At 70.3% G+C, this 23,774-nt stretch carries 20 protein-coding genes; 9 read left to right on the forward strand and 11 right to left on the reverse strand.

Annotated features, from left to right (window positions below; translation table 11 throughout):
* Nucleotides 1-151: 151 nt before the first annotated feature.
* The 8 genes from G4Z16_RS07655 to G4Z16_RS07690 all read right to left on the reverse strand — a co-directional run bounded on the left by G4Z16_RS07655 (nt 152) and on the right by G4Z16_RS07690 (nt 9,204).
* Nucleotides 152-859 carry a C39 family peptidase gene (locus tag G4Z16_RS07655; RefSeq protein WP_197350001.1) on the reverse strand — a complete coding sequence of 236 codons (708 nt, stop codon included), beginning with the start codon at nt 857-859 and terminating at the stop codon, nt 152-154.
* 240 nt (nt 860-1,099) lie between these two features.
* Nucleotides 1,100-2,467 carry an NAD(P)/FAD-dependent oxidoreductase gene (locus tag G4Z16_RS07660; protein WP_246531237.1) on the reverse strand — a complete coding sequence of 456 codons (1,368 nt, stop codon included), beginning with the start codon at nt 2,465-2,467 and terminating at the stop codon, nt 1,100-1,102.
* An 86-nt stretch (nt 2,468-2,553) separates the two neighbouring features.
* On the reverse strand, nt 2,554-3,444 hold the full coding sequence (locus tag G4Z16_RS07665; protein ID WP_197350005.1) for an ABC transporter permease: 891 nt from the start codon (nt 3,442-3,444) through the stop codon (nt 2,554-2,556).
* Nucleotides 3,444-4,412: an ABC transporter permease gene (locus tag G4Z16_RS07670; protein ID WP_197350007.1), complete on the reverse strand. Its 969-nt coding sequence runs from the start codon at nt 4,410-4,412 to the stop codon at nt 3,444-3,446. Before G4Z16_RS07670 ends, G4Z16_RS07665 begins: the two co-directional genes overlap by 1 nt.
* Nucleotides 4,409-5,545, reverse strand: a complete 1,137-nt coding sequence (locus tag G4Z16_RS07675; protein ID WP_197350008.1) for an ABC transporter ATP-binding protein — start codon at nt 5,543-5,545, stop codon at nt 4,409-4,411. Before G4Z16_RS07675 ends, G4Z16_RS07670 begins: the two co-directional genes overlap by 4 nt.
* Nucleotides 5,546-5,557: 12 nt before the next feature.
* Nucleotides 5,558-6,811, reverse strand: coding sequence for an ABC transporter substrate-binding protein (locus G4Z16_RS07680; RefSeq protein ID WP_197350010.1), 1,254 nt, complete (start codon nt 6,809-6,811; stop codon nt 5,558-5,560).
* A 71-nt stretch (nt 6,812-6,882) separates the two neighbouring features.
* Nucleotides 6,883-8,397 carry a gamma-aminobutyraldehyde dehydrogenase gene (locus G4Z16_RS07685; protein WP_197350012.1) on the reverse strand — a complete coding sequence of 505 codons (1,515 nt, stop codon included), beginning with the start codon at nt 8,395-8,397 and terminating at the stop codon, nt 6,883-6,885.
* Between the two features lie 102 nt (nt 8,398-8,499).
* A complete protein-coding gene (locus G4Z16_RS07690) occupies nt 8,500-9,204 on the reverse strand; it encodes a DUF4190 domain-containing protein (protein ID WP_197350014.1) in 705 nt (234 codons plus the stop codon).
* A gap of 196 nt (nt 9,205-9,400) precedes the next feature.
* Between G4Z16_RS07690 and G4Z16_RS07695 the strand changes: the two genes are divergently transcribed.
* A complete protein-coding gene (locus G4Z16_RS07695; protein WP_246530728.1) occupies nt 9,401-10,429 on the forward strand; it encodes an adenosine deaminase in 1,029 nt (342 codons plus the stop codon).
* A 100-nt stretch (nt 10,430-10,529) separates the two neighbouring features.
* On the opposite strand, the gene G4Z16_RS07700 is transcribed toward G4Z16_RS07695, so the two are convergent.
* Entirely contained in the window at nt 10,530-10,901 is a 372-nt protein-coding gene (locus G4Z16_RS07700) for a zinc-ribbon domain-containing protein (RefSeq protein WP_197350018.1), read from the reverse strand.
* 364 nt (nt 10,902-11,265) lie between these two features.
* Between G4Z16_RS07700 and G4Z16_RS07705 the strand changes: the two genes are divergently transcribed.
* Nucleotides 11,266-11,526 carry a hypothetical protein gene (locus G4Z16_RS07705; protein ID WP_197350019.1) on the forward strand — a complete coding sequence of 87 codons (261 nt, stop codon included), beginning with the start codon at nt 11,266-11,268 and terminating at the stop codon, nt 11,524-11,526.
* 42 nt (nt 11,527-11,568) lie between these two features.
* On the opposite strand, the gene G4Z16_RS07710 is transcribed toward G4Z16_RS07705, so the two are convergent.
* Nucleotides 11,569-13,002, reverse strand: coding sequence for a gamma-aminobutyraldehyde dehydrogenase (locus G4Z16_RS07710; RefSeq protein WP_197350020.1), 1,434 nt, complete (start codon nt 13,000-13,002; stop codon nt 11,569-11,571).
* 171 nt (nt 13,003-13,173) lie between these two features.
* On the opposite strand from G4Z16_RS07710, the gene G4Z16_RS07715 reads away from it, so the two are divergent.
* Both G4Z16_RS07715 and G4Z16_RS07720 read left to right on the forward strand, forming a co-directional pair.
* Nucleotides 13,174-13,662: an Lrp/AsnC family transcriptional regulator gene (locus G4Z16_RS07715; RefSeq protein WP_028435438.1), complete on the forward strand. Its 489-nt coding sequence runs from the start codon at nt 13,174-13,176 to the stop codon at nt 13,660-13,662.
* A complete protein-coding gene (locus tag G4Z16_RS07720) occupies nt 13,647-15,026 on the forward strand; it encodes an aspartate aminotransferase family protein (RefSeq protein ID WP_197350021.1) in 1,380 nt (459 codons plus the stop codon). The genes G4Z16_RS07715 and G4Z16_RS07720 overlap by 16 nt, the downstream gene beginning before the upstream one ends.
* Before the next feature lie 43 nt (nt 15,027-15,069).
* Here the strand turns inward: G4Z16_RS07720 and G4Z16_RS07725 are convergent, their stop codons facing one another.
* Entirely contained in the window at nt 15,070-16,620 is a 1,551-nt protein-coding gene (locus tag G4Z16_RS07725) for a PucR family transcriptional regulator (protein ID WP_197350022.1), read from the reverse strand.
* A 243-nt stretch (nt 16,621-16,863) separates the two neighbouring features.
* Between G4Z16_RS07725 and G4Z16_RS07730 the strand changes: the two genes are divergently transcribed.
* From G4Z16_RS07730 to G4Z16_RS07750, 5 genes are all read left to right on the forward strand, one after another.
* Complete coding sequence (locus G4Z16_RS07730) at nt 16,864-18,405, forward strand: sodium:solute symporter family protein (RefSeq protein WP_197350023.1); 1,542 nt, start codon at nt 16,864-16,866, stop codon at nt 18,403-18,405.
* Between the two features lie 155 nt (nt 18,406-18,560).
* Nucleotides 18,561-20,219, forward strand: a complete 1,659-nt coding sequence (locus G4Z16_RS07735) for a thiamine pyrophosphate-binding protein (RefSeq protein ID WP_197350024.1) — start codon at nt 18,561-18,563, stop codon at nt 20,217-20,219.
* A 215-nt stretch (nt 20,220-20,434) separates the two neighbouring features.
* Nucleotides 20,435-21,304, forward strand: a complete 870-nt coding sequence (locus tag G4Z16_RS07740) for an ABC transporter ATP-binding protein (RefSeq protein ID WP_197350032.1) — start codon at nt 20,435-20,437, stop codon at nt 21,302-21,304.
* Nucleotides 21,286-22,563 carry a hypothetical protein gene (locus G4Z16_RS07745; protein ID WP_197350034.1) on the forward strand — a complete coding sequence of 426 codons (1,278 nt, stop codon included), beginning with the start codon at nt 21,286-21,288 and terminating at the stop codon, nt 22,561-22,563. The genes G4Z16_RS07740 and G4Z16_RS07745 overlap by 19 nt, the downstream gene beginning before the upstream one ends.
* Before the next feature lie 89 nt (nt 22,564-22,652).
* Nucleotides 22,653-23,744, forward strand: a complete 1,092-nt coding sequence (locus G4Z16_RS07750; protein WP_197350036.1) for an LOG family protein — start codon at nt 22,653-22,655, stop codon at nt 23,742-23,744.
* Nucleotides 23,745-23,774: the final 30 nt, after the last annotated feature.

Genomic DNA, 23,774 nt, shown 5'->3' on the forward strand with positions numbered 1-23,774 from the left:
ACCGTCGCGAGACACCGGGCGGTGGCGGGTCCTCGGCGCCGCGGTGGGCGCGGAGCCGTACGCCGGACCGCAGAACCGCGGCCGCAGGGGGGGAGAAGCGGCCGCGCGGGAGGGACGGTCCGGCGTACGGGGTCTTCGTGGCGTCTCCGCGTCAGGCCGCGTAGCCCTTCGGCGGGATCAGGGACGCGAGCTGGTCGAAGGAGAGCCAGTAGATCTGGTTGCCCGAGAAGGAGGCCGGATCGGCTATGAGCACGCTGCTGTTGGCGTCGTCGTAGCCGATGACCGTGAAGTAGTGGTAGATCGTCTGGTCCGGCGGGTATCCGGGCGGCTGGTTGCCGGGCGGCGCGACGATGTTGGTGACGAGCGGCAGGTTGCTGTCGATCCCTGCCGTGATGTCCTGCCACAGCAGGTCCTTCTGCTGCTGTGACGGAGGATCGTCGGGCATGTACTTCGACTCGTAGTCGCTGCTGCCGAGGTTGGCGTTGAGCACGCCCGTGACCTGGCTGATGTCGTCGGTGCCGTTCTCGGTGGTCCCCAGCTGCACCGCCAGATCAGCCTGACTCGGCGGCGCGATGCGCGCGGAGAGCGCGATGCGGGTCGCGGCGGGGCCGCACCAGTAGCCGGTCTCCTGGACCTGGTACTCGACCTCGAGGGTCTTGGACGCCTTGGTCTCGCTCGCCTTCGTGTGCAGCAGCGAGCCGTCGCGGCGCACCTCGACGGGTGCCGCGGACGCTCCCGGCTCGGCAGCGACACGTGAGACGGCGGCCCCGTGGGACTCGTCGGCGATCGCCAGTCCGGGGGCCGCCAGCACTCCCGTGGCTGTCAGCGCCACGGTCACTGCCATGGATCTGAGACGCATTCAACTTCTCCTCCGTGGGGGGTGGTTGAGGGGAGCATGCCACCACGGAGGTGCACGGGGCAGAGGTCTACACATGTTTCACCGGCGCCACCAGTGAAGACGCATGCCCGCCCCGTGCTTGAGCGGGTCTGCCGTCGGTTCTCGGCAGCCAACTGTCAGCGTCAGCTGTCAGGCCTCAGCTTCCAGGTGACAGGTGATCTGGCACCTGTCACCTGTCACCCGTCACCTGCCTGTCAGCTGTCAGCTGTCGAAGCCCATCCCCGCCGCGTCCATCGCTTTCAGCCACAGGTTGCGGCGGCCTCCCCGGGCGTCCGCGCGCGAGAGCGACCACTGCGTCAGCGCGATCCCGGCCCAGCGAACCGGCTCCGGCGGGAACGGCAGCGGCTTCTTGCGCACCAGCGTCAACGCCGTGCGCTCCGTCGAATCACCGCTGAGCAGATCGAGCATCACCTCTGCCCCGAAGCGCGTCGCCCCCACGCCCAGTCCCGTGTAGCCGGCGGCGTACGCGACGCGCCCCCGGTGCGCCGTGCCGAAGAAGGGCGAGAAACGGGAGCAGGTGTCGATGACACCGCCCCACGCGTGGGTGAAGCGCAGACCCCTCAACTGCGGGAAGGTGTCGAAGAAGTGGCCCGCCAGCGTGCGGAACGTCTCGGGCCGCTGGTCGAACTCGGCGGCGATCCTGCTGCCGTAGTGGTACAGGACGTCGTAACCGCCCCACAGGATGCGGTCGTCGGCGGTCAGCCGGAAGTAGTGGAAGTGGTTGGCGCTGTCCGCGAGTCCCTGCCGGCCCTCCCAGCCGATCTCTGCCCGCTGCCGCTCGTCCAGCGGCTCGGTCATCAGCGCGTAGTCGTAGACGGGAACGATGTAGGGGCGCAGCCTCCGCAGCAGCGAGGGAAAGGCGTTGGTGGCGAGGGCGACCTGCTGGGTGCGGACGCGGCCGTAGGGGGTGCCCATGGTCACCGCGTCGTCGTCGGCGCTCAGTCCGCGCACCGGCGTGTACTCGTAGATGCGTACGCCCGCCTCCACACATGCCCGCTTGAGTCCCCACGCGAGCTTCGCCGGGTTGAGCATAGCCACGCTCTGGCGGAACCACAGTCCGGCAAGGAAGGACGGCGAGTCGACCTGCTCGCGTACCGCTGCGCCGTCGAGGAAGGTCACGCGGTCGGCGAACCCGTGCCGGCGCGCCTGAGCCGCGGCTTCCCGGAGCTCGGCCACCTGGTGCGGCTGGGTGGCCAGTTCGATCTCGCCGGTGCGTTCGAAGTCGCAGTCGATGCCGTGGCGCCGTACGGCTCCCTCGATGGCGTCGAGGTTGGCGAGCCCGAGGCGCTCCAGCTTCTCGATCTCGTCGGGCCACCGGGCGAGACCGTTGGCGAATCCGTGGGTGAGGGAGGCGTCGCAGAACCCGCCGTTGCGTCCGGACGCGGCCCACCCGGTCTCCTTGCCCTCCAGCAGGACCACGTCGCGGGACGGGTCGCGCTCCTTCGCGATGAGCGCCGTCCACAGGCCGCTGTATCCGCCGCCGACGACGGCCAGGTCGCACCGGGTCTCCCCGGCCAGGGAGGGCAGCGCAGCGGGACGGCGCTCCGGGTCGTCCAGCCAGAAGGGCACGGGCCGCGCGCCCGCGAGCGCCCGGGCGGCTTCGGCCTCCCGCTCGCCGTCTGCCGACCCGGAGCGGGATCTGTCGGGCGGTGCGCTCACGCCTGCCTCCTGCGCCGGCCGGCGGCGATCTGCCCGCCGAGGACGATCGCCACCGCGATCAGGAACATGGCCGTGCCGATGACGTTCACCTGCACGGGGACGCCGCGCTGCGCCGCGCCCCAGACGAACATCGGGAAAGTGACGGTCGAGGGACCGGCGTTGAACTGGGTGATGATGAAGTCGTCGAAGGAGAGCGCGAAGCTGAGCATCGCCCCCGCCGCGATGCCCGGCGCGGCCAGCGGCAGCGTGACCCGCAGGAACGTCTGTACCGGCCCCGCGTACAGGTCGCGCGCCGCCTCCTCCAGGCGCGGATCCATGCTCATCACGCGCGCCTTCACGGCGACGACCACGAAGCTCAGGCAGAACATGATGTGGGCGATGAGGATCGTGACGAAGCCGAAGGCGACCCGGGTGTTGAGGAAGAGCGTGCCGAGCGAGGCACCCATGACGACCTCGGGCATCGCCATCGGCAGGAAGATCAGCGCATTGCCGGTGCCCTTGCCGCGGAAGCGGTAGCGGGCGAGGGCGAATGCGGCGAACGTGCCGAACGCGGTGGCCACCAGCGTGGACAGCACGGCGATCTGGAGGCTCAGCCCGAGGGATCCGCACATGTCGGCGACGCCGCACGGGTCGGTCCAGGCGTCCGTGGAGAAGGCGCGCCAGTCGTAGTTGAAGCGTCCCGCCGGCTTGTTGAAGGAGAAGAGCATCACCACCACGTTCGGCAGCAGCAGATACAGCAGTGATGCCGCTCCGGCGAGGACGACGGCGTGGCGGCGCAGCCGGCGCAGCGGCGCGAGCGCCGGGGAGCCCCCGGCGGGAGCCGGTGAACCACCCGCTGAACCACCCTTGGTCCGGGAGGAGTTGTCGATGTGCGTTCCGGTGGCCATCACACCAGTTCCTCCGTTCCGGCCTTGCGCATATAGACACTCACCACGATCAGGATGATCGCCATGAGGATGAACGACATGGCGGCTGCCGCCGGGTAGTCGAGGACATTGAGGAACTGCTTCTGGATGGCGTTGCCGACCATCTGCGTGTTCGGCGAGCCCAGCAGCTGGGCGTTGATGTAGTCGCCCGAGGCGGGGATGAAGGTCAGCAGCGTTCCCGCCACAACTCCGGGAAGGGACAGCGGGAAGGTCACCTTGCGGAAGACCGTCGCCGGCTTCGCGTACAGGTCCCGCGCCGCCTCGTGCAGCGAGAGATCGATCCGCTCCAGGGAGCTGTAGAGCGGGAGGATCATGAACGGCAGGAAGTTGTACGTCAGTCCGCACACCACCGCGAGCGGCGTCGCCAGGAGCCTGTCGTCCCCGGTCAGGCCCAACTGGCTGGTGACGTCCAGGATGTGTACCGACTTCAGCACGCTCACGACCGGCCCGGCGTCCGAGAGGATCGTCTTCCAGGCGAGTGTGCGGATGAGGAAGCTGGTGAAGAAGGGCGCGATGACCATCACCAGCAGCAGCCCGCGCCACCGCCCCGCACGGAACGCGATCATGTACGCGAGCGGATAGCCGATGAGCAGGCACAGCAGGGTCGCCGTGGCGGCGTAGAGGAACGAGCGCAGGAAGTGCGGCGCGTAGGTCGCCAGCGCGTCGGTGTAGTTGGTGAAGTCCCAGGTGACGCGGAAGCCTTCCTCCAGGCTGCCGCTCTGCACGGACGTCGACGCCTGGTAGAAGAACGGCGCGACGAAGAAGACGGCGAGCCACAGCCCTGCCGGAAGCAGCAGCCAGTACGGCGTGAGGCGGCGCCGGGAGCGGGCGGATGTGCCCGCGCCGTCGGACGGCCCGGAGGAGTCCGCCGGTCCGGCGGGCCCGGGCGGCGGTGAGGCGCCCGCGGACGCCGGAAGGGTCGTCGTCACAGCGCCTCCTCCACCGTGCCGGCGTCGGCGTCCTGTGCGGCGTCCAGCGCGAAGGTGTGTGCGGGACGCCAGCTCAGTACGACTTCGGCGCCGGGCGTCAGACGCGCGTCCCTCTCCAAGTTCTGCTCGTAGACGCTGAATTCGGGGCACACGGGGCTGTCGATGACGTACTGGAGGGAGACGCCGAGGTAGCCGGCGTCGCGTATGCGCCCGGTGAGCCGGTTGTCCGTGCTGTTGCCCCCGGCGCCGGCGTCCTCGGCGTGTGTGAGCGAGATCTTCTCGGGACGTACGCCCACCAGCACCTTGCCGCCCGCCTGCGGGTCGTCGACTGCGCACCGGTCCACGGGCAGCCGCATCACGTCGTCGGAGGCGACGGCCTTCAGCACCAGGTCCTCGCCCTTGGCCTCGGTGATCTCCGCCTCGATGAGGTTGGAGGTGCCCAGGAAGTTGGCGACGAACGTGGAGCGGGGCCGCTCGTAGAGCTCGTCGGGCGGGCCGAGTTGCTCGACGCGTCCCCCGTTCATGACGGCCACGGTGTCGGCCATCGTCATGGCCTCCTCCTGGTCGTGCGTGACGTGGACGAAGGTGATGCCGACCTCCGTCTGGATGCGCTTGAGCTCCAGCTGCATCTGCCGGCGCAGCTTGAGGTCGAGCGCGCCGAGCGGCTCGTCCAGCAGCAGCACCTGCGGCCGGTTGATCAACGCACGTGCGAGAGCGACGCGTTGCTGCTGCCCGCCGGAGAGCTGACGCGGCTTGCGCTTGGCCAGCTGGCCCAGCTCGACGAGTTCCAGCATCTCCTCGACCTGCTTGCGCACGGACTTGATGCCGCGGCGGCGCAGTCCGAACGCGACGTTCTCCGCCACGTCGAGGTGCGGGAAGAGGGCGTAGTTCTGGAAGACGGTGTTCACGGGGCGCTTGTGCGGCGGCAGCCCGGTGATGTCCTCCTCGCCGAGCCGGATGCTGCCGCCCGTCGGCTCCTCGAGCCCGGCGATCATGCGCAGGGTCGTGGTCTTGCCGCAGCCGGAAGCGCCGAGCAGCGCGAAGAAGGAGCCTTCAGGGATGGTCAGGTCCAGGGGATGTACGGCGGTGAAGTCGCCGAAGACCTTGCTGATTCCGGTGAGCGTGATCGTCATGGCCGATGCCCCCTAGGCGCCGATGAGTTTGGCGAACTTGTTCTCGTAGCGGGCCTGTTCCTTGTCGGACATCGGCCGGAAGGCCTTGCCGCGCGCTGCGGTCTTGGCATCGGGGAAGATCAGCGGGTCCTCTGCGAGGTCCTTGTCGATCTTCTCCATCTCGGCCTTGGCTCCGGAGACCGGGCAGATGTAATTGACCCAGGCGGTCAGTTCTGCGGCCACCTTGGGGTCGTAGTAGTAGTTGATCAACTCCTCGGCGTTCGCCCGGTGCCGTGCCTTGGCGGGTACGAGCAGGTCGTCCGTAGCGAAGCGGTAGCCGCTCTCCGGGATGGCGAACTCGATGTCCGGGTTGTCGAGCTTCAGCTGCACGACGTCGCCCGCCCAGGCCAGACATGCGGCGATGTCGCCCGAACTCAGCTCGTCGATGTAGTCGTTGCCGCTGAAGCGTCGCAACTGCTTACGGTCCACGGCCTTCTGTATCCGGGCGATGGCCCTGTCGAAGTCGTCGCCGTCGAACTTCTCCGGATCGATGCCGAGGTCCAGCATCGTCATCCCGACGGTGTCGGTCATCTCGGTGAGCATGGACACCTTGCCCTTGAGCGACTCGTCCTCCAGAAGCTGGCTGACGCTGGTGACCTTCTTCCCACCCGTGGCCTTCTTGTTGTACGCGACGACGCAGGCGATGCCCGCCCACGGGTAGCTGTACTGCCGTCCCGGGTCCTGCGCGGCCGTACGGAAGCGGTCCTCCACGTTGGCCACCGCGTTGGGCATACGGGCGGGGTCCAGACGCTGCGCCCAGCCCTGGCGGATCAGGCGCCCGGCCATCCAATCAGTGAGGCAGACCAGGTCGCGGCCTGTGTCCTGGCCGGCAGCGAGCTGGGGCTTGATCTTGCCGTAGAACTCGTTGTTGTCGTTGATGTCCTCGACGTACTTGACCTTGATGCCGTGCTGCCGCTCGAAGCGGTCCAGCGTGGGGCGCTTCTTCTTGTTCTTGTCGTCGACGTCTATGTACAGCGGCCAGTTGGCGAAGTTGAGGACGCGTTCCTTCTTGGAGTGGTCGGGGGTGTCCTCGGGGTCGTTGCCGCCGCGGCTGCCCTCGGCGGGCGGTATGCCGCAGGCGGCGAGCGCCGCACCGCCCATGGCCAGGGAGCCGAGGCGCAGCAGCCGGCGGCGGCTCATGGCCGCGCGTCCACTGGTCAGGCTCCGTTCCCAGGCCTTGCGCACGGGGTCGGGCAAGCCTTCGTACAGCTGCGGGTCCAGGTCCATCGGTGGCTGCCTTCCGGTTGATGGAGGGGAAGGGAGTTCGGGTGGGTGTGAGCAGGCGGCGGGCCGGCGGTTCAGCGGTCGCCGAAGACCGTGCGGTGCCAGTCCTTGCGGGGCTGTGCGGTGGTGTCCTGCATGACGTGCTTGACCTGTGTGTACTCCTCGAAGGAGTACGCGGACATGTCCTTGCCGTAACCGGAGGCCTTGTAGCCCCCGTGCGGCATCTCGCTGATGATCGGGATGTGGTCGTTGATCCAGACGCAGCCCGCCCGGATCTGGCGTGCCGCGCTGCCCGTACGGAAGACGTCGCGGCTCCACGCGGAGGCGGCCAGCCCGTACGGGGTGTCGTTGGCCAGGGCGATGCCCTGGTCGTCCGCGTCGAAGGGCAGGACGGTCAGCACCGGCCCGAAGACCTCCTGCTGGACGATCTCGCTGTCCTGCGGAGCGTCCGTGATCAGGGTCGGCAGATAGTAGGCGCCCTTCGCCAGCTCGCCTCCCGGTGCCTCGCCGCCGGTGACGACGGTCGCGTAACCGCGGGCCCGCTCCACGAACCCGGCCACGCGGTCGCGGTGTGCGAAGGAGACGAGGGGACCGAGATCGGTGCCGGGCGCGAAGGGGTCACCCACCCGCACTTCCCGCATCAGGTCGGCGACGCCGCTGACGAACTCGTCGTAGAGCGGCCGCTGCACGTAGGCACGGGTCGCGGCGGTGCAGTCCTGACCGGAGTTGATCAGGGCACCGGCCACCGCGCCGTGCACGGCGGCCGTCAGGTCGGCGTCGTCGAAGACGACGAACGGCGCCTTGCCGCCCAGCTCCAGGTGGAGCCGCTTGACGCTGCCGGTCGCGATCTCGGCCACGCGCTTGCCGACGGCGGTCGACCCGGTGAAGGAGGTCATGGCGACGGAAGGGTGTCCCACCAGCGTCTCGCCCGCGTCGGGACCGGCGCCGGAGACGATGTTGACCACGCCGTCCGGGATGCCGGCCTCGCGGGCCGCCTCGGCGAACATCAGCGAGGTGAGCGGCGTCAGCTCGGAGGGCTTGAGGACGATCGTGTTGCCCGCGGCCACCGCCGGGAGAACCTTCCAGGCGGCCATCTGCAGCGGGTAGTTCCAGGGCGCGACGGAGCCGATGACGCCGAGCGGTTCGCGGCGCACGTACGAGGTGTGGTCGCCGCTGTACTCGGCGGCCGCGACGCCCGGCAGCTGCCTGGCGGCTCCCGCGAAGAACGACACGTTGTCGAAGGAGCCCGGCACGTCGAACTCCTCGGAGAGCTTCAGCGGCTTGCCGCACTGGAGCGACTCCGCGTACACGAACTCCTCGGTGTGCTCCCGCAGTACGGCGGCCCAGCGGTGCATCGCGTCCGAGCGCTCGCCCGGCGTCGCACCCGCCCACTCCGGCAGCGCGCGTCCCGCGGCCTCGACGGCCGCGTCGACGTCGTCGGGGCCTGCCAGTTCGTAGCCGAGGACGCTCTCGCCCGTGGCCGGGTCGAGGACGGTGTGCGTCCGTCCCGAGGTGCCGGATCCGAGCCGTCCGCCGGTGAACTGCGCGCCCGCTGCGAACCGTGAGGACACATCGAAGCGCTGGACCATCGAGCTCTCCTGCCATGGCGGGGCATCAGCTGCTGTTGGACGCCGATCCTGGCAGGACGATCCCGATTCAACAAGGGATTCCGTCGTTACCTTTTGATTGCGCTACGGAATCTGCATTCCATGCGTGCCTGAGGCATCACGATCCGCAGCCCCGGACAGCACCAGCACCGCCGCGCTCCCCCTCGCGTCGAGCGAGGAACCGCTCCCGCCGCTGCCGGGGCCGGAGTCCTCCAGCTCCTCGCCGTAGAACACCACCACCACGAGCAGGAACCCCACGCAGATCACGGACAGGACCGTCCCCACGATCCCCATCACGAAGCCCGCCACCGCCTGGCCGCGCCCGCCCAGCTCACCCCGGTCCACGGCCCGCTTCGCGGAGAGGCCGAGCCCGAGGGCGACCGGGCCGAGAATGATCCCGAGGAAGCTCCCCCAGCAGGTGGAGACGGCGACGAGGCCGATGATGCCGACCACCATCGCCGCGACCGACTTCCCGTTGGACGGCGGCGGACCGTGCCAGCCGAAGCCCGCGGGACCGGGCCCCGCTCCGTATCCGTAGGGCTGCGGTCCTGGAGCCGGATAGCCGTACGCGGTGCCGCCCTTGCCGTACTGCTGGTGACCCTGCTGCCCGTACGGCGGCGGTGAACCGTACGGCGAAGCCCCGTAACCGGCGCCCGCACCCCCGCCGGGCACTCCCCCAGGCGCACCCGGCGCCGGCGGGACCGGGGGCGGCGCCCCACCGGAGCCCGACGTGATCGTCGGCTGCTCGGCCACCGAACGGCGCCTGCGGTCCTCTTCGCTCTGGTCCATGCTCCCCCTGCCCGGTGCGACCCCGTCCTGAGGGGGCGCCCACGGATTGTGCGGTTCCTCGCCGGACCTCCCCGGTTGCCCGGTGCGGTCTTCCATGTCCCCTCCCGGGGTTCCTCGTCCGGCGGCCATGCTATTCGTCCGCCGGAACTCCCCGCATACGATGATCCGGTTCGCTTTTCCCCACTGGAGGCCTCAGTTGTCCGACCTCAACGCATTCATCGCCGGGCTGCCCAAGGCCGAGCTGCATGTGCACCACGTCGGTTCGGCCTCACCACGGATCGTCGCCGAACTGGCCGCCCGGCACCCCGACTCCACCGTCCCGCACGACCCCGAGGCGTTGAGGGACTTCTTCACCTTCACGGACTTCGCCCACTTCATCGAGGTCTACCTGTCGGTCGTCGACCTGCTGCGGGACGCCGAGGACGTACGGCTGCTCACCTTCGAGATCGCCCGCGACCTGGCACGCCAGCAGGTGCGCTACGCCGAGTTGACCGTCACCCCGTTCAGCTCCACCAGCCGCGGCATAGCCGCCGAGGCCTTCCTGGACGCCATCGAGGACGCCCGCGTCGCGGCGGAGAAGGAACTGGGCGTCGTGCTGCGCTGGACCTTCGACATCCCCGGGGAAGCCGGACTGCCCGCGGCCGAGGAGACCACGCGCATCGCCACCGAGATGGGCCCCGAGGGCCTGATCTCCTTCGGGCTCGGCGGGCCCGAGATCGGCGTTCCCCGCCCGCAGTTCAAGCCGCACTTCGACCGGGCGATCGCCGCGGGGCTGCACAGCGTGCCGCACGCGGGCGAGACGACGGGACCGGAGACGGTCTGGGACGCCCTCACCTCGCTGCGGGCCGAGCGCATCGGGCACGGCACGAGCTCCGTACGGGACCCGCGGCTTCTGGAGCACCTGGCCGAACACCGGATTCCGCTGGAGGTCTGCCCCACCTCCAACATCGCGACCCGCGCGGTCGAGGACCTCGACGACCACCCGGTACGGGAGATGGTCGAGGCAGGCGTCCTCGTGACGATCAACAGCGACGATCCGCCGATGTTCAGCACCGACCTCAACTCCGAGTACGCCATCGCGGCCCGGCTGCTGAGCCTCGACGCGGCGGGCATCGCGGACCTGGCGAAGAACGCGGTGACGGCCTCCTTCATGGACGCGCCCGGCAAGACCCGGCTGAACGACGAGATCGACGCCTATCTCACTGACTGGGACCCGCGGCACTGACGCCGCGCCCCGGCATCGAGCGCAAGACGCCGGAGGGGCAGGCGGCCTGTGGCTCCTTGCCCCTCCGGCACACGGCCGATGCGTTCCGTATGTGCCCTCGTCAGGACTGGTACGGGTTCTGCGGCGGCTGCTGGCCCTGCGGTTGCTGACCGGCGAACGGATTTCCCTGCGGCGGGATGTGCGGCTGCCCCTGCTGCCCCTGCTGAGGAGCGCCGTACCCGGGCTGCGGGCCGCCACCGCCCTGCGCCAGAAGCTGCTCCGCGTTCTCCTTCGTCACCTCGCTCGCGCCACCGCAGAACGTGCACTGCAGAAAGTGCTTGGCCGGTGCGATCGGGAACAGCGGTATGAAGAACAGCGAGAACTTCATGACCCGCTTGCGCAGCGAATGGGCCGACGGATTGCCGCAGTAGCCGCACAGCAGATTCAGCATGGCCAGCTGATGCATCTTGGTCGACGTACCGAAGATGAGCACGCGATCCCCGTTTCCGAGTGTTGTCAGGTGTCCGACGTAGACAACCATCCGTCGCATACCGGCCGTCAAGCAATCCGTGTAACGAGCAGGCCCCAACCGGGCGGGGTGGAGGACCGACCTGCCAGGCGGCGCTCGCTTTCCGCCGGCCTGCGGGCGGCACGACGTAGCGTCGATTCATGACAGAAGTGCCATACAGGACGCGGCTGGAGCGGATTCTCGGCGTTCCGCCGGCGGAGGGCGCGGTGCGCCAGTGGCCGCAGAGCGGTGAGGCGTCCACGGGCGGGCCCGCATCGCGGAGGTCGAGTCCCACCTCGTGGGTCTGCGGCTCGGTGCCGGCCGACGGCACAGCTGGGACGGAGGAATCGTGGTCGAGTGGAGCACCGACTACGGCGACGGCCGCATCCACCGGAACGTGACGGTCGCCGAACTCGCCGACGGCGAGGCGGTGGTGGTCACCGACTGCTGGGGCGCCCCGTTCGACGCACCCGGTTGGCGACGCGAGCTGACCGGGTCCCTCGAAGTGCCCAGGGAAGGCGTCCGGCCCGCGGCAGACGCGCTCGCCCAGGACCGACCTCCCCCAACGGGCGGGGCCCCGGGGCGGATTCGCACCACCCCGGGGCCCTGAGGAGCCGGCGGCCCGTCTCACCCGGGCCCGTTGCTCAGCGGATCACAGCGCCGTCATGACGTGCTTGACGCGGGTGTAGTCCTCCAGGCCGTAGGCCGAGAGGTCCTTGCCGTAGCCGGACTTCTTGAAGCCGCCGTGCGGCATCTCCGCGACGAGCGGGATGTGCGTGTTGATCCACACGCAGCCGAAGTCCAGCGAACGGGACAAGCGCATCGCACGGCCGTGGTCCTTCGTCCACACCGACGAAGCCAGCGCGTACTCGACGTCGTTGGCCCAGCCCACGGCCTGGTCCTCGTCGGTGAACTTCTGGATCGTGATGACCGGGCCGAAGACCTCGTTCTGGATGATCTCGTCGTCCTGGCGCAGTCCCGAGACCACCGTCGGGGCGAAGAACCAGCCCTTGTCGCCGACCCGTTCACCGCCAGACTCGACCTTGGCGTGCGCGGGGAGCCGGTCGATGAAGCCGCTCACCTTCTCCAGGTGTGTGGGGTTGTTGAGCGGGCCGTAGAAGCAGTCCGGGTCGCTGAGGTCGCCGGTCTTCACCTCGCCCGCGGCCTTGGCCAGCGCGGTGACGAACTGCTCGTAGACGCCCTCCTGCACGAGCACGCGCGTGGCGGCGGTGCAGTCCTGGCCGGCGTTGAAGAAACCGCCGTCCCGGATGCCCTCGACCGCGGCCTGTACGTCGGCGTCGTCGAAGACGACACACGGCGCCTTGCCGCCCAGCTCCAGGTGCACGCGCTTGACGTCCTTGGCCGCGCTGCCCGCGACCTCGATGCCCGCGCGAACGGACCCGGTGATGGAGGCCATCGCGGGCGTCTTGTGCTCGACCATGAGACGCCCGATGTCGCGGTCGCCGCAGATGACGTTGAAGACGCCCTTGGGCAGGATCTCGCCCATCACCTCGGCCATGAAGACCGCCGAGGCGGGCGTGGTGTCGGACGGCTTGAGCACGACCGTGTTGCCCGCCGCCAGTGCGGGGGCGAACTTCCAGACGGCCATCATCGCCGGGTAGTTCCAGGGCGCGACCTGCGCGCAGACACCGACGGGCTCGCGCCGCACATACGAGGTGAGCCCCTCCATGTACTCGCCCGCGGACTTGCCCTCCAGCATCCGGGCGGCGCCCGCGAAGAACCGGATCTGGTCGAGCATCATGGGCAGTTCTTCCTGCCGTGTCAGCTCCAGCGGCTTGCCGCAGTTCTCGCACTCGACGGCAAGGAACTCGTCCGCCCGGGCCTCGAGGGCGTCCGCGATCTTCAGGATCGCCTTCTGCCTCGTGGCCGGAGTGGCATCGCGCCAGGCCGGGAAGGCCTTCTCGGCTGCGGCCATCGCGGCATCGACATCGGCGGCGGCGGAGAGCGGCGCGGTGGCGTATGCCTCGCCCGTGGCCGGGTCGACCACGTCCGTGGTCCGGCCGTCAGCGGCGTCCCGGAACTCCCCGTCGATGTAGTTGCGCAGCCGACGCAGCTCGGTGGTCACTTCGCACCCCTCCTGCTCCGTTGTCCATTGGGTGAGACCGCCACCCTAACCAGCAGCGCAACGCTTTCGATACACCACCACACCAGCAACGACGGATTCTGTTCTTGCGGGCATGTATTGCTTCGAATTACATCGCTTATGGGTTGCGATTCGGAGGAGGTCTCATGCACAGTGTCGTGCGTGGCCCGAGACGCGAAGAAGACAAACGGCATCCGTTCGCTTGACGATGTATCGCTGGCGATCATCGAACAGCTTCAGGAGGACGGCCGGCGCCCGTACGCCGCCATCGGCAAGGCCGTCGGGCTGTCTGAAGCCGCCGTGCGCCAGCGGGTCCAGAAGCTCCAGGACCAGGGTGTCATGCAGATCGTCGCCGTCACCGATCCCCTGACCGTCGGCTTCCTGCGGCAGGCGATGGTGGGCATCAACGTCGAGGGCGACCTTCATTCCGTCGCGGACGCCCTCGCGGAGATCGACGAGGTCGACTACGTGGTCATCACGGCCGGTTCGTTCGACCTGCTCGCCGAAATCGTCTGCCAGGACGACGAACACCTTCTCGAAATGATCACCAAGCGGATCCGCTCGCTTCCCGGCGTGCGCTCCACCGAGAGTTTCGTCTACCTCAAGCTGCGAAAGCAGACCTACACGTGGGGAACCCGATAACCGTGAGCAAGGATCTCTCCAAGACCGCCCACGACCATCTGTGGATGCACTTCACCCGCATGTCGTCGTACGACAAGGCGTCCGTCCCGACGATCGTCCGGGGCGAGGGCACCCACATCTACGACACCAACGGCAAGCGCTACCTCGACGGCCTCGCCGGACTCTTCGTCGTGCAGGCGGGACACGGCCGCACCGAGCTCGCCGAAGCCGCCAACAAGCAGGCGCAGGACCTCGGTTTCTTCCCGATCTGGTCCTACGCCCATCCCAAGGCGATCGAGCTCGCGGAGCGGCTCGCGCACCACGCGCCCGGCGATCTGAACAAGGTCTTCTTCACCACGGGGGGCGGAGAGGCCGTCGAGACCGCGTGGAAGCTGGCCAAGCAGTTCCACAAGCTCAACGGGAACCCCGGCAAGTACAAGGTCATCTCCCGCAACGTCGCCTACCACGGCACGCCGCACGGCGCCCTGTCGATCACCGGACTCCCCGGTCTCAAGGCGCCGTACGAACCGCTCGTGCCGGGCGCGTACAAGGTGCCGAACACGAACATCTACCGGGCGCCCGTGCACGGCGACGACCCCGAGGCGTTCGGCCGCTGGGCCGCCGACCAGATCGAGCAGCAGATCCTCTTCGAGGGCCCGGAGACCGTGGCGGCCGTCTTCCTCGAGCCCGTCCAGAACGCCGGCGGCTGCTTCCCGCCGCCTCCCGGTTACTTCCGGCGCGTCCGCGAGATCTGCGACGAGTACGACGTGCTGCTCGTCTCCGACGAGGTGATCTGCGCCTTCGGACGCCTTGGCACCCTCTTCGGCTGCGACAAGTTCGGCTACGTGCCGGACATCATCACCTGCGCGAAGGGCATGACCTCCGGGTACTCGCCCATCGGTGCCGCGATCATCTCCGACCGCCTGGCCGAGCCGTTCTGGAAGGGCGACAACACCTTCCTCCACGGCTACACCTTCGGCGGCCACCCGGTCTCCGCGGCGGTGGCGCTGGCCAACCTCGACATCTTCGAGCGCGAAGGGCTCAACCAGCATGTGCTGGACAACGAGGAGGCGTTCCTCGGCACGCTGCGCAAGCTGCTCGACCTGCCGATCGTCGGTGACGTGCGCGGCAACGGGTACTTCTACGGAATCGAACTCGTCAAGGACAAGGCCACCAAGGAGACGTTCACCGAGGACGAGTCGGAGCGGATCCTCTACGGCTTCCTCTCCAAGGCCCTCTTCGACGCCGGGCTCTACTGCCGCGCCGACGACCGGGGAGACCCGGTGGTCCAGCTCGCCCCGCCGCTCATCGCCGACCAGAGCGTCTTCGACGAGGCCGAAACGATCCTCCGCTCCGTCCTGACGGAGGCGTGGAAGAAGCTCTGAACCAGACGTGCTGACCCGCCCGGTGCCCCCAACACCCGGCGGGTCAGCGCCACTTGAGGGCGAACCACAGTTCCATCCGCACGTCCGGCCCGGCCAGGTCCTGGCCGAGCAGTGCGCCGACGCGGGCGATGCGCTGCCGGACGGTGTTGCGGTGGATCTCCAGCGCCACCGCCGTACGGTCCCAACTGCCGTTCAGCGACAGCCACATGCGCAGCGTCTCCACGAGATCGGGGCGCCCGTCGAGCGGCGCGAGCCGCGCCTTCGCCAGCGCCCTGCCCTCGTCGGGCGACACCAGCGATGCCACGTCCGCGAGTTCCCCCTCGCCGTCGGCTGCTTCGCGCACGAGCGGGCGCCTTTCCGCCAGTGCTCGCCGCAGCGCGCGCCGGGCCTCCCTCTCGCCGCGGTCGAGGCCGTCGGCGGGCACGGGGCGGCTCACGCCGAGCGTCCAGCCCTGCTGGGGGTCCACGGACAAGGACCCCTCCCCGTCCGCGCCGCCGTCGCCCACCGGCACGAGGGCCCGCAGTTCACCTCCGTCGACGTCGATGAGTGTGGTGCCCAGTCCGGCCGCGAGTGCCGTCGTGCTGAACGGATCCTCCTCGTGCCAGGTCCCCGTCGGGCCGTCGCCGCGCGCGCCCGTACCGTGTCCGCGACGGCGACGGCCGTGCACCACGGCCCAGCGCTGAGCACCGCCGCCCAGCAGCGGTGCCGCCTCCTCGGCGGAAGCGCCGAGCATCAGCCGTACGAGCGCGGCGGAACGCTGCTCGCCCGCCGCCGCGGCGCGCCGCTCCGTGAGCAGCGTGAGCAGGACGACGGCAACCGTCGCGATCGCGCCGTCGATGCCGTCCCTGTGCGGTGCGCACAGGCCGAGGGCGAGAGGCTTGCGCCGGCCCACGCCGCCCAGCCCGTAGACGCTCAGGTGGAGTTCACCGGCCGTGCCCGCCGCCGATGAGGGCCCGGGGCGCAACAGCCCGGTGAGCGAAGCGAGTTCGGCACGCGCGTCGTCCGGCGGCGCCGTTCCCGCCGATGCGAGTTCACCTCCGTCCGGTGACAGCAGCACCGCCCAGGCGTCGAGGCGCTGGGCCAGCTGCCCGAGCACCGCCGGTACGGGATGCGGCCCGGCCGCCGCCGCGGCGAGCGTCTGCTGCGACTCGCTCAGCCTCCGCAGCGCCTGGTGCCGGCGCTGCGTGATCGCCTGCCAGACCGACCGCGCGACCGCGGTGAAGGGGGTGTCCCGTGGCACCTCGACCAGCGGAAGGCCGTGGCGGTCGCACGCGTCCTTGAGTTCCGCGGGCACCTCGTCGTGCACAGGGGCGATGCCGAATCCGAGCGCCGCCGCACCGGCCTCGACGGACCGCTGCGCGTAGCGCTCCCAGTGCGCGCCCTGGTCAGGGCCCGGCTCGCAGTGCACACCCGCGCTCAGCAGCAGCTCCCCGCCGAGCAGATACGGCAGCGGGTCCGCCATCTCGCTGGTGTGCACCGAGTACACGGACGTCTCCCGGCCGTCCGGGCCCGCGACCTGCCGCAGGCCGAGCTCCGCGTCGTCCGTCAGCACGGACAGCGGCACGGGAACGGTGGGCGGCACGAGTTCCTGCACGGCCACCACCTCTCGTACGCGGTCACGGGGCCCGGACGGTCAACTACCACGGGCCGCCATGGACGATTCCTACAGCCGAAGCCGCCTCGATGGAGGAAACGTACACTTCCTGGCTCCCTTGACGACACCTAGGCTCCCGGTCGAACGTTTCGCACACCCCGTCCCCACCCCGCTTCCCCTCCCCTCTCCCCTCTCCCCTCTCCCCTCGACTCCCCCTCCCCCGCTCGGCCCGAGGAGCGCCCCATGGCTGTCGACTACGCAGTGATCATCATCTATCTCGTGGGCATGCTCGCTGTCGGCTGGTGGGGCATGCGCCGCGCCAAGTCCAAGAGCGACTTCCTCGTCGCGGGCCGACGGCTCGGCCCGACCATGTACTCCGGCACGATGGCCGCCATCGTGCTCGGCGGCGCCTCGACCATCGGCGGAGTCGGCCTGGGTTACCAGTACGGACTCTCGGGCGCCTGGCTGGTGTTCGCGATCGGGTTCGGGCTGCTGGCCCTGAGCATCTTCTTCTCCGCCCGCATCTCCCGGCTGAAGGTCTACACCGTCAGCCAGATGCTCGACCTGCGCTACGGCGGCTCGTCCTCGGTGATCTCGGGGGCGGTGATGTGGGCGTACACGCTGATGCTCGCCGTCACCTCGACGATCGCCTACGCGACCATCTTCGACGTCATCTTCGGCCTCGACCGCACGCTGGCGATCATGCTGGGCGGCGGCATCGTCATCGCGTACTCGACGCTCGGCGGCATGTGGTCGATCACCCTGACGGACATGGCGCAGTTCGTCGTCAAGTCGGTCGGTGTGCTGCTGCTCCTCCTGCCCATCGCCGTCTGGAAGGCGGGCGGCATCGACGGCATGCAGGAGCAGCTGCCCGACGACTACTTCTCGCCCATGAACATCGGCGTCCAGACGGTGTTCACGTACGTGCTGATCTACTCGTTCGGAATGCTGATCGGGCAGGACATCTGGCAGCGCGTCTTCACCGCGCGCAGCGACACCGTCGCCCGCAGCGGCGGTTCGGTCGCCGGTGTCTACTGCCTCGTCTACGCGATCGCGGGCGCCGTCATCGGCACCGCCACCAAGGCGCTCTACCCCAAGCTCGACAGCCCCGACGCGGCCTTCGCCACCATCGTCGGCGACGCGCTTCCGATCGGTGTGAAGGGCCTGGTGCTTGCGGCCGCGCTCTCGGCTGTCATGTCGACCTCCTCGGGCGCGCTCATAGCCTGCGCGACCGTCGCCAACAACGACATCTGGAAGCGTCTGCGCCGCGTGACACCCAAGCCGGGCGCCGCCGCAGCTCCCTCCGACGCCTCCGACGCCTCTGACTCCGGCGGCCCGGCGGAGGACGAGGCCGAGGGCGCGCCCCACGACGAGGTGCGCGGCAACCGCGTGTTCATCCTGATCATGGGCCTGGCCGTCGTGGTGATATCCATCGCGCTCAACGACGTCGTCGAGGCCCTGACCGTGGCGTACAACCTGCTGGTCGGCGGGCTCCTGGTGCCGATCCTGGGTGGCCTGGTCTGGAAGCGCGGCACGGCGAACGGTGCCCTTGCGGCCGTGGCCGTGGGCGGCGCGACCGTCATCGCCATGATGGCCTGGAAGGGGGTACTTGCCCCCGAGGCCATCTACTACGGGCTTCTGGCCTCCCTGGTCACCCACATCGGGGTGAGCCTGGCCGGCAAGCCGACCGACCCCGCGGTGCTGGCCGAATGGCGTGCACGGCTGGCGGGCCAGGCGCCACACGAGGGCGAGAAGCCCGGCGCCGACGCCCCCGCCGGGGTCTGACCGCGCAGCGCCCGCGACGCCCCGGCGCCGCGGGCGCACCCGGACGTGCCGGCCAGGTGCGCCCGGCCCCGCACGTCCGAACACCGCACGTCCGAACACCGCACGCCCGAACACCGCATCCCATGTCCCCGACCACGAAAGGCGCGACCCCCCGCATGGCATCCGCACCGGCAGCCCGTACAGGCAGCGATCTCGTCACCGAATCCCTCACCGCGCTCGGTGCCCGCACCGTCTTCGGACTGCCCGGCCAGCACGCGCTGGGGGTCTTCGATGCCGTACGCCGCTCCCAACTGTCGTACGTCGGACTGCGGGTGGAGAACAACGCGGGTTTCGCCGCCGACGCGTACGCACGCCTGACCGGCACCGTCACCCCGCTGCTGATATCCACCGGCCCGGGTGCGCTGATGTCGCTGGCCGCGCTCCAGGAGTCCGCGGCGGCGTCCGCGCCCGTGCTCGGCATCAGCAGCCAGGTGCCCACGGCCGGTCTCGGCGGCGGCCGCAAGGGATATCTGCACGAACTCCGCGACCAGAAGGCCTCGTTCCGCGACGTCGTGAAGTCCGTCCACACCGTGCGGGCGGTCTCGCAGATCCCCTCAGCGCTCGCCGCGGCGTGGGCCGACGCGGCGGAGGCACCGTGCGGTCCCACCTGGGTCGAGATACCGCAGGACGTCCTCCTCGCGCCCACGGATGTGCCGCCCCCCGAGTCGCTCGCCGCGCCGGACGGACCGGCGAGCCCCCGCCCCCTGCCCGCCCGTCCCGAACTGACCGCCCGCGCGGCCGCGTTGCTCAACGCGGCGGAACGGCCGGCCGTGCTCGCGGGCGGCGGCGTCGTACGGGCCGGAGCTCAGGCACAACTGCTCAGCCTCGCCGAACAGTTGGACGCCCCGGTCGCCACGACCTTCGGCGGAAAGGGCGCCTTCCCCTATGAGCACCGGCTCTCTCTCGGCTCCTGGCTGGAGGACCGGCACACCACCGAGTTCCTGGCCGACTCCGACGTGCTGCTCGTCATCGGGTCGGGCCTCGGCGAACTCTCGTCCAACTACCACACGTTCGCCCCCCGCGGCCGCGTCATCCACATCGAGGCGGACGTCGGCAAACTGGAGGCCAATCACCCCGCCCTCGGCATACACGCCGACGCACGGGAGGCCCTCGACGCACTCGCCGCGGCCGTCGCCCCCCGGCCCACGGGCCAGGCGGAACGCGAGGTGGCCGCGCTGCTGGACCGCGTGCGCGCCCGGATCGCCTCCCAGGGCCTCGACCTCGAACAGCAGGTCCTCGGCGCGGTCCGCGAAGCGCTGCCCGACACCTCACCCAGCTTCTGGGACATGACGATCCTCGCCTACTGGGCGTGGTCCGCGTTCGACCCCCGCGAAGGAGCCATGCACTCCGCTCAGGGGGCCGGCGGCCTCGGATACGGCTTCCCCGCAGCGCTCGGAGCCGCCGCGGCCGACCCCGAGCGGCGCACCCCCGTCCTCGCCGTCTCCGGTGACGGCGGAGCGATGTACTCCATCGCCGAACTCGCCACGGCGCGCCAGTACGACCTGCCGGTCACCTGGCTCATCGTCGACGACGGCGGCTACGGAATCCTCCGCAGCTACATGACGGAGGCCTTCGGCGAGACCACCGGCACCGAACTCGCCCGGCCCGACTTCGTGGCGCTGGCGGAGTCGTTCGGCGTACCGGCGGTGCGCAGCTCCCCCGAGTCCCTGCGCGAGAACCTGTCGGCCGCGCTCGCCGCCCCCGGACCGTCGGTCGTCCTCCTCCCCGCCGAACTGCGCATGTTCGCCCCCACCCACCTCACCGACGAGCTCTGACCGCTGCCGCGCACCCTGCCGGAGCACCGGAAGAAGAAGGGCCATCTGCGAGGCCCGTTCGGTGGAATCTGCGCCGCGCCCCGGCGGATGACGCCGGATGGACGCTTGGCTGTCCTTACGGTTCCTGTGACCGATGGCCCGAGGACCTCTTCACCCCTTCGTGGGACGGGGCCCGGCGGGGACCAGCAGAGCAGAGGTGAGTGGAGGTGCCCTCAGTGGCAGCACCCCCGGACAACGACGTGCTCTGGGCACGCGGACTGCACTACTCGTACGGCGGTTCACCCGCCCTGCAAGGCGTATCGATCGGCGTCCGCGCCGGCGAGATCGTCTCCGTCACCGGACCTCGCGGCAGCGGCAAGACCACTCTGCTGAGCTGCCTGTCCGGTCAACTCACCCCGCACGACGGGGAGATCTGGTTCAACAGCGTGCCGGTGCACACCCTCTCGCGCACCTCGCGCGAACGGCTCCGCCGGGACCGCTTCGGCTGGGTCGGCAGCGAGCCGCAGCTCATCCCGGAACTGACCGCGTGGGAGAACGCCGCGCTCCCGCTGATGCTGTGCGGCACCGGTTCCCGCGCCGCCCGCAAGGCAGCCGTCGAATGGCTGGAGCGGCTCGACGTCGGTGAGTGCGCACGCAAGCGTCCCTCGGCCCTGCGTCAGTCGCAGCGCCAGCGCGTCGCGATCGCCCGCGCTCTCGCCCCCGCGCCCGCGATCCTCTTCGCCGACGAGCCGACCGCTCCCCTGCACCAGACGGAACGGGCACAAGTACTGCGCACGCTGACCACGGCCGCGCGCACGCACGACATCACCGTGGTGCTCACGACACACGACCCGGCGGTGATGCTGCCGAAGGTGACACCGGGAGACCCGGAGGCCGGGGACGCGGTGGGGCCGACACTCGCGGACCGCAATCTCACGCTCGTCGACGGCCGGCTGAGCGGCGGCCTGGTCTCCCCGGGCCCCGGCGACGCGAACAGTGGTGGGGACGACGAGAACGACGGAGCCGGTGGCAAGGGCATGGCCACGGGCGAAGGCGACTCGGACGGCGAAGACTCCAAGGGTGCCGCGTGCTCGCTCTCCGTCTAGCCCGCGGTGGTCATCCCCTCACGCTGCTGCGCCGCCTCCTGGTGTCATGCGCGACGGCAGTCGTGGGCTTCCTGCTGCTGGCGGCTCTCAGCCATGCCCTCGCCCACCCGCAGCAGTCCGGTACCTCTCTCGTCCGGCTGGTGTGGTGCCTCGCACCACTCGCGGCGGCCGTGCAGTTCGCCGCGGCCGTCGCCCGCACGGATCCCGGTTCGCGCTCGCCCTCCGCTCTGGACGCGGCGGGGGTGGGTCCGGCCCGCATCCCGCTGCTCGCGGCCGTCTCGACGGCGATGTCGTCGCTGCTGGGCAGCGCCGTCGCGCTCGTGATCTATCTGCACCTGCGCGGGCAGGTGGCGTCGATCCCCTTCGACGGCGCGGCCGTGAAACTCCTCGCCGCCGACCACCCGTTGCCCATCGCCGCGACCCTGGTGCTGCTGTGCGTACCGCCTCTGGTGGCCGCCGGCGCCGCCGCCCTCGCCACACGGCCCGGAATGCTCCCGGCCACGGCGGGCGCCGGGGCCACCGCCGGTGGCGGCACTGGCACACCTGCCGCGGAGCCCGGCGCACACGGCGAGGCGACGGGAGCACGCCACGAGCGGGCGGCGGACTACAGGGAGGCGCAGTCCCTCCGGGTGCTGCCGGGCCCGCTTCCCGCGTCCGTCACGCTGCCGTGGGGTGCCGCGTTCATCGCGGCGGGTCTCGCCACGGAGACGTACGCAAGCCGGTCGCCGGAACCGCTGTCCCTCTCGGCGGTCCTGTCGAACAGCGCGCCCGGCGTGCTGGGCGGCTGGCTGCTCACCGTGCTCGGTCTCGTGCTGGCCGGCCCGGGACTCACCCAGCTGTGCGGGCGGCTCCTCGCAGTCGGCAGGCCCGGCGCCGTGCGGCTCCTGGCGGGTCGGGTGCTCCAGCAGGAGGCGGTACGTATCGGCCGGCCGCTCGGTGTGCTGTGTGCGGTGGCGGCCGGCGGGCTGGCGGCGAGCGAGCTGTACGGTGCGTCACCGCATGACGGTGCCCGCATGTTCGGACCGCTGGCCCTGGTGGGCGCCGCGCTGGTGGTGCTCTGCGTGACGGCGAGCGCGCTGACGGCCGCGGCCGAGTCGCGCGCGGCCCGCAGACCCGCGAACGCGGCCCTGGCCAAGCTCGGTGCTCCGCGCCGGCTGCTGCGGGGGGCGGCGGCGCTCCGTGCGGTCGTCATCTGCGTCGTGTTCGGCGCCCTCACCTGGGCGGTGGGCCAGCTCGCCGCGCTGCCGCTGACGACCTGACGCAGGGCACGTCCCCGTCGGCGCATCGAAGGGCGGCCCCTTCCGGCAAGCGGGGCCGCCCTCGTGCTGTGAGCGCATACGCTGACGGGATGCTTGACCACGAGATAGAGACGCTCGAGGAGTTCGACGACGTCGTCGAGGCGACCGGGTCGCTCAACGGATGGCGGGTGCAGTCCCTCGACCTGCGCGAGCGCGCCGGTGAGCTGGCGTCCGCGGAGACGGACGGGGCGGTCTTCCTGGGCTGTGCGATGTCCGCCGAGTCGGTGGTACGGGTGCAGGAGGGAGGCGGTCTGGTCTTCCCGCCGGTACCGAACCTGCCGTTCGATCCCTACCGCGGGCGTCTCTACACCCCGGAGGAGCTGTTCTCCGACCTGGCCGAGGGGTACGAGCGGACACCTGACGCCGGTTCGTACGCCTGGTTCCAGCGGACGAAGAGCGACGGCGACGTCTTCTCCTCGATGCTCCGCGCCGTGCACGACGACGCGATCTCCGACGCGCTCGACGAACAGCTCGTCGGAGCCCGGGTCGTGGGGGTCATGGGGGGGCACAAGCTGGCGCGTGGCAGCGCCGCGTATGCCGGGGCGGCCCGCCTGGGAAGGGCGCTGGCCCGGGAGGGTCACACCGTGGCGACGGGCGGTGGCCCCGGTGCCATGGAGGCCGCGAACCTCGGTGCCTACGCGGCACCCTTCGAGGACGGCATGCTGGACAAGGCGCTGGAGATGCTCTCGACCGCGCCGTCCTTCGAGAAGTCCGTGGGCGAATGGGCGCGTGCCGCGTTCGCGGTCCGCGAGGGCTGGCCGGGCGGCGGCGCCTCCGTGGGCATCCCGACCTGGTTCTACGGACACGAGCCGCCCAACGCCTTCGCGCAGCACATCGCGAAGTACTTCGTGAACGCGGTGCGCGAGGACGGACTTCTGGCACGGTCGAACGCCGGGGTGGTCTTCCTTCCGGGTGCAGCCGGGACCGTGCAGGAGATCTTCGACAACGCGACGCCCAACTACTACCAGTCGCGCGGCACTCCGACGCCGATGGTGCTCGTCGACGAGGAGCACTGGACGCGGACGCTGCCGTGCTGGCCGCTGCTCCAGGCGCTCGCGCGTGAGCGGCCGATGGCATCGCGGATCGCGCTGGCCGCCTCCGTCGAGGAGGTGCCGGAGACGCTGGCGCGGCTGCGGGACTGACGAGCGGCCCGGGGTCCTCGGGCCGCTCCC

It is taken from the genome of Streptomyces bathyalis, from assembly GCF_015910445.1.
Taxonomy (GTDB): domain Bacteria; phylum Actinomycetota; class Actinomycetes; order Streptomycetales; family Streptomycetaceae; genus Streptomyces; species Streptomyces bathyalis.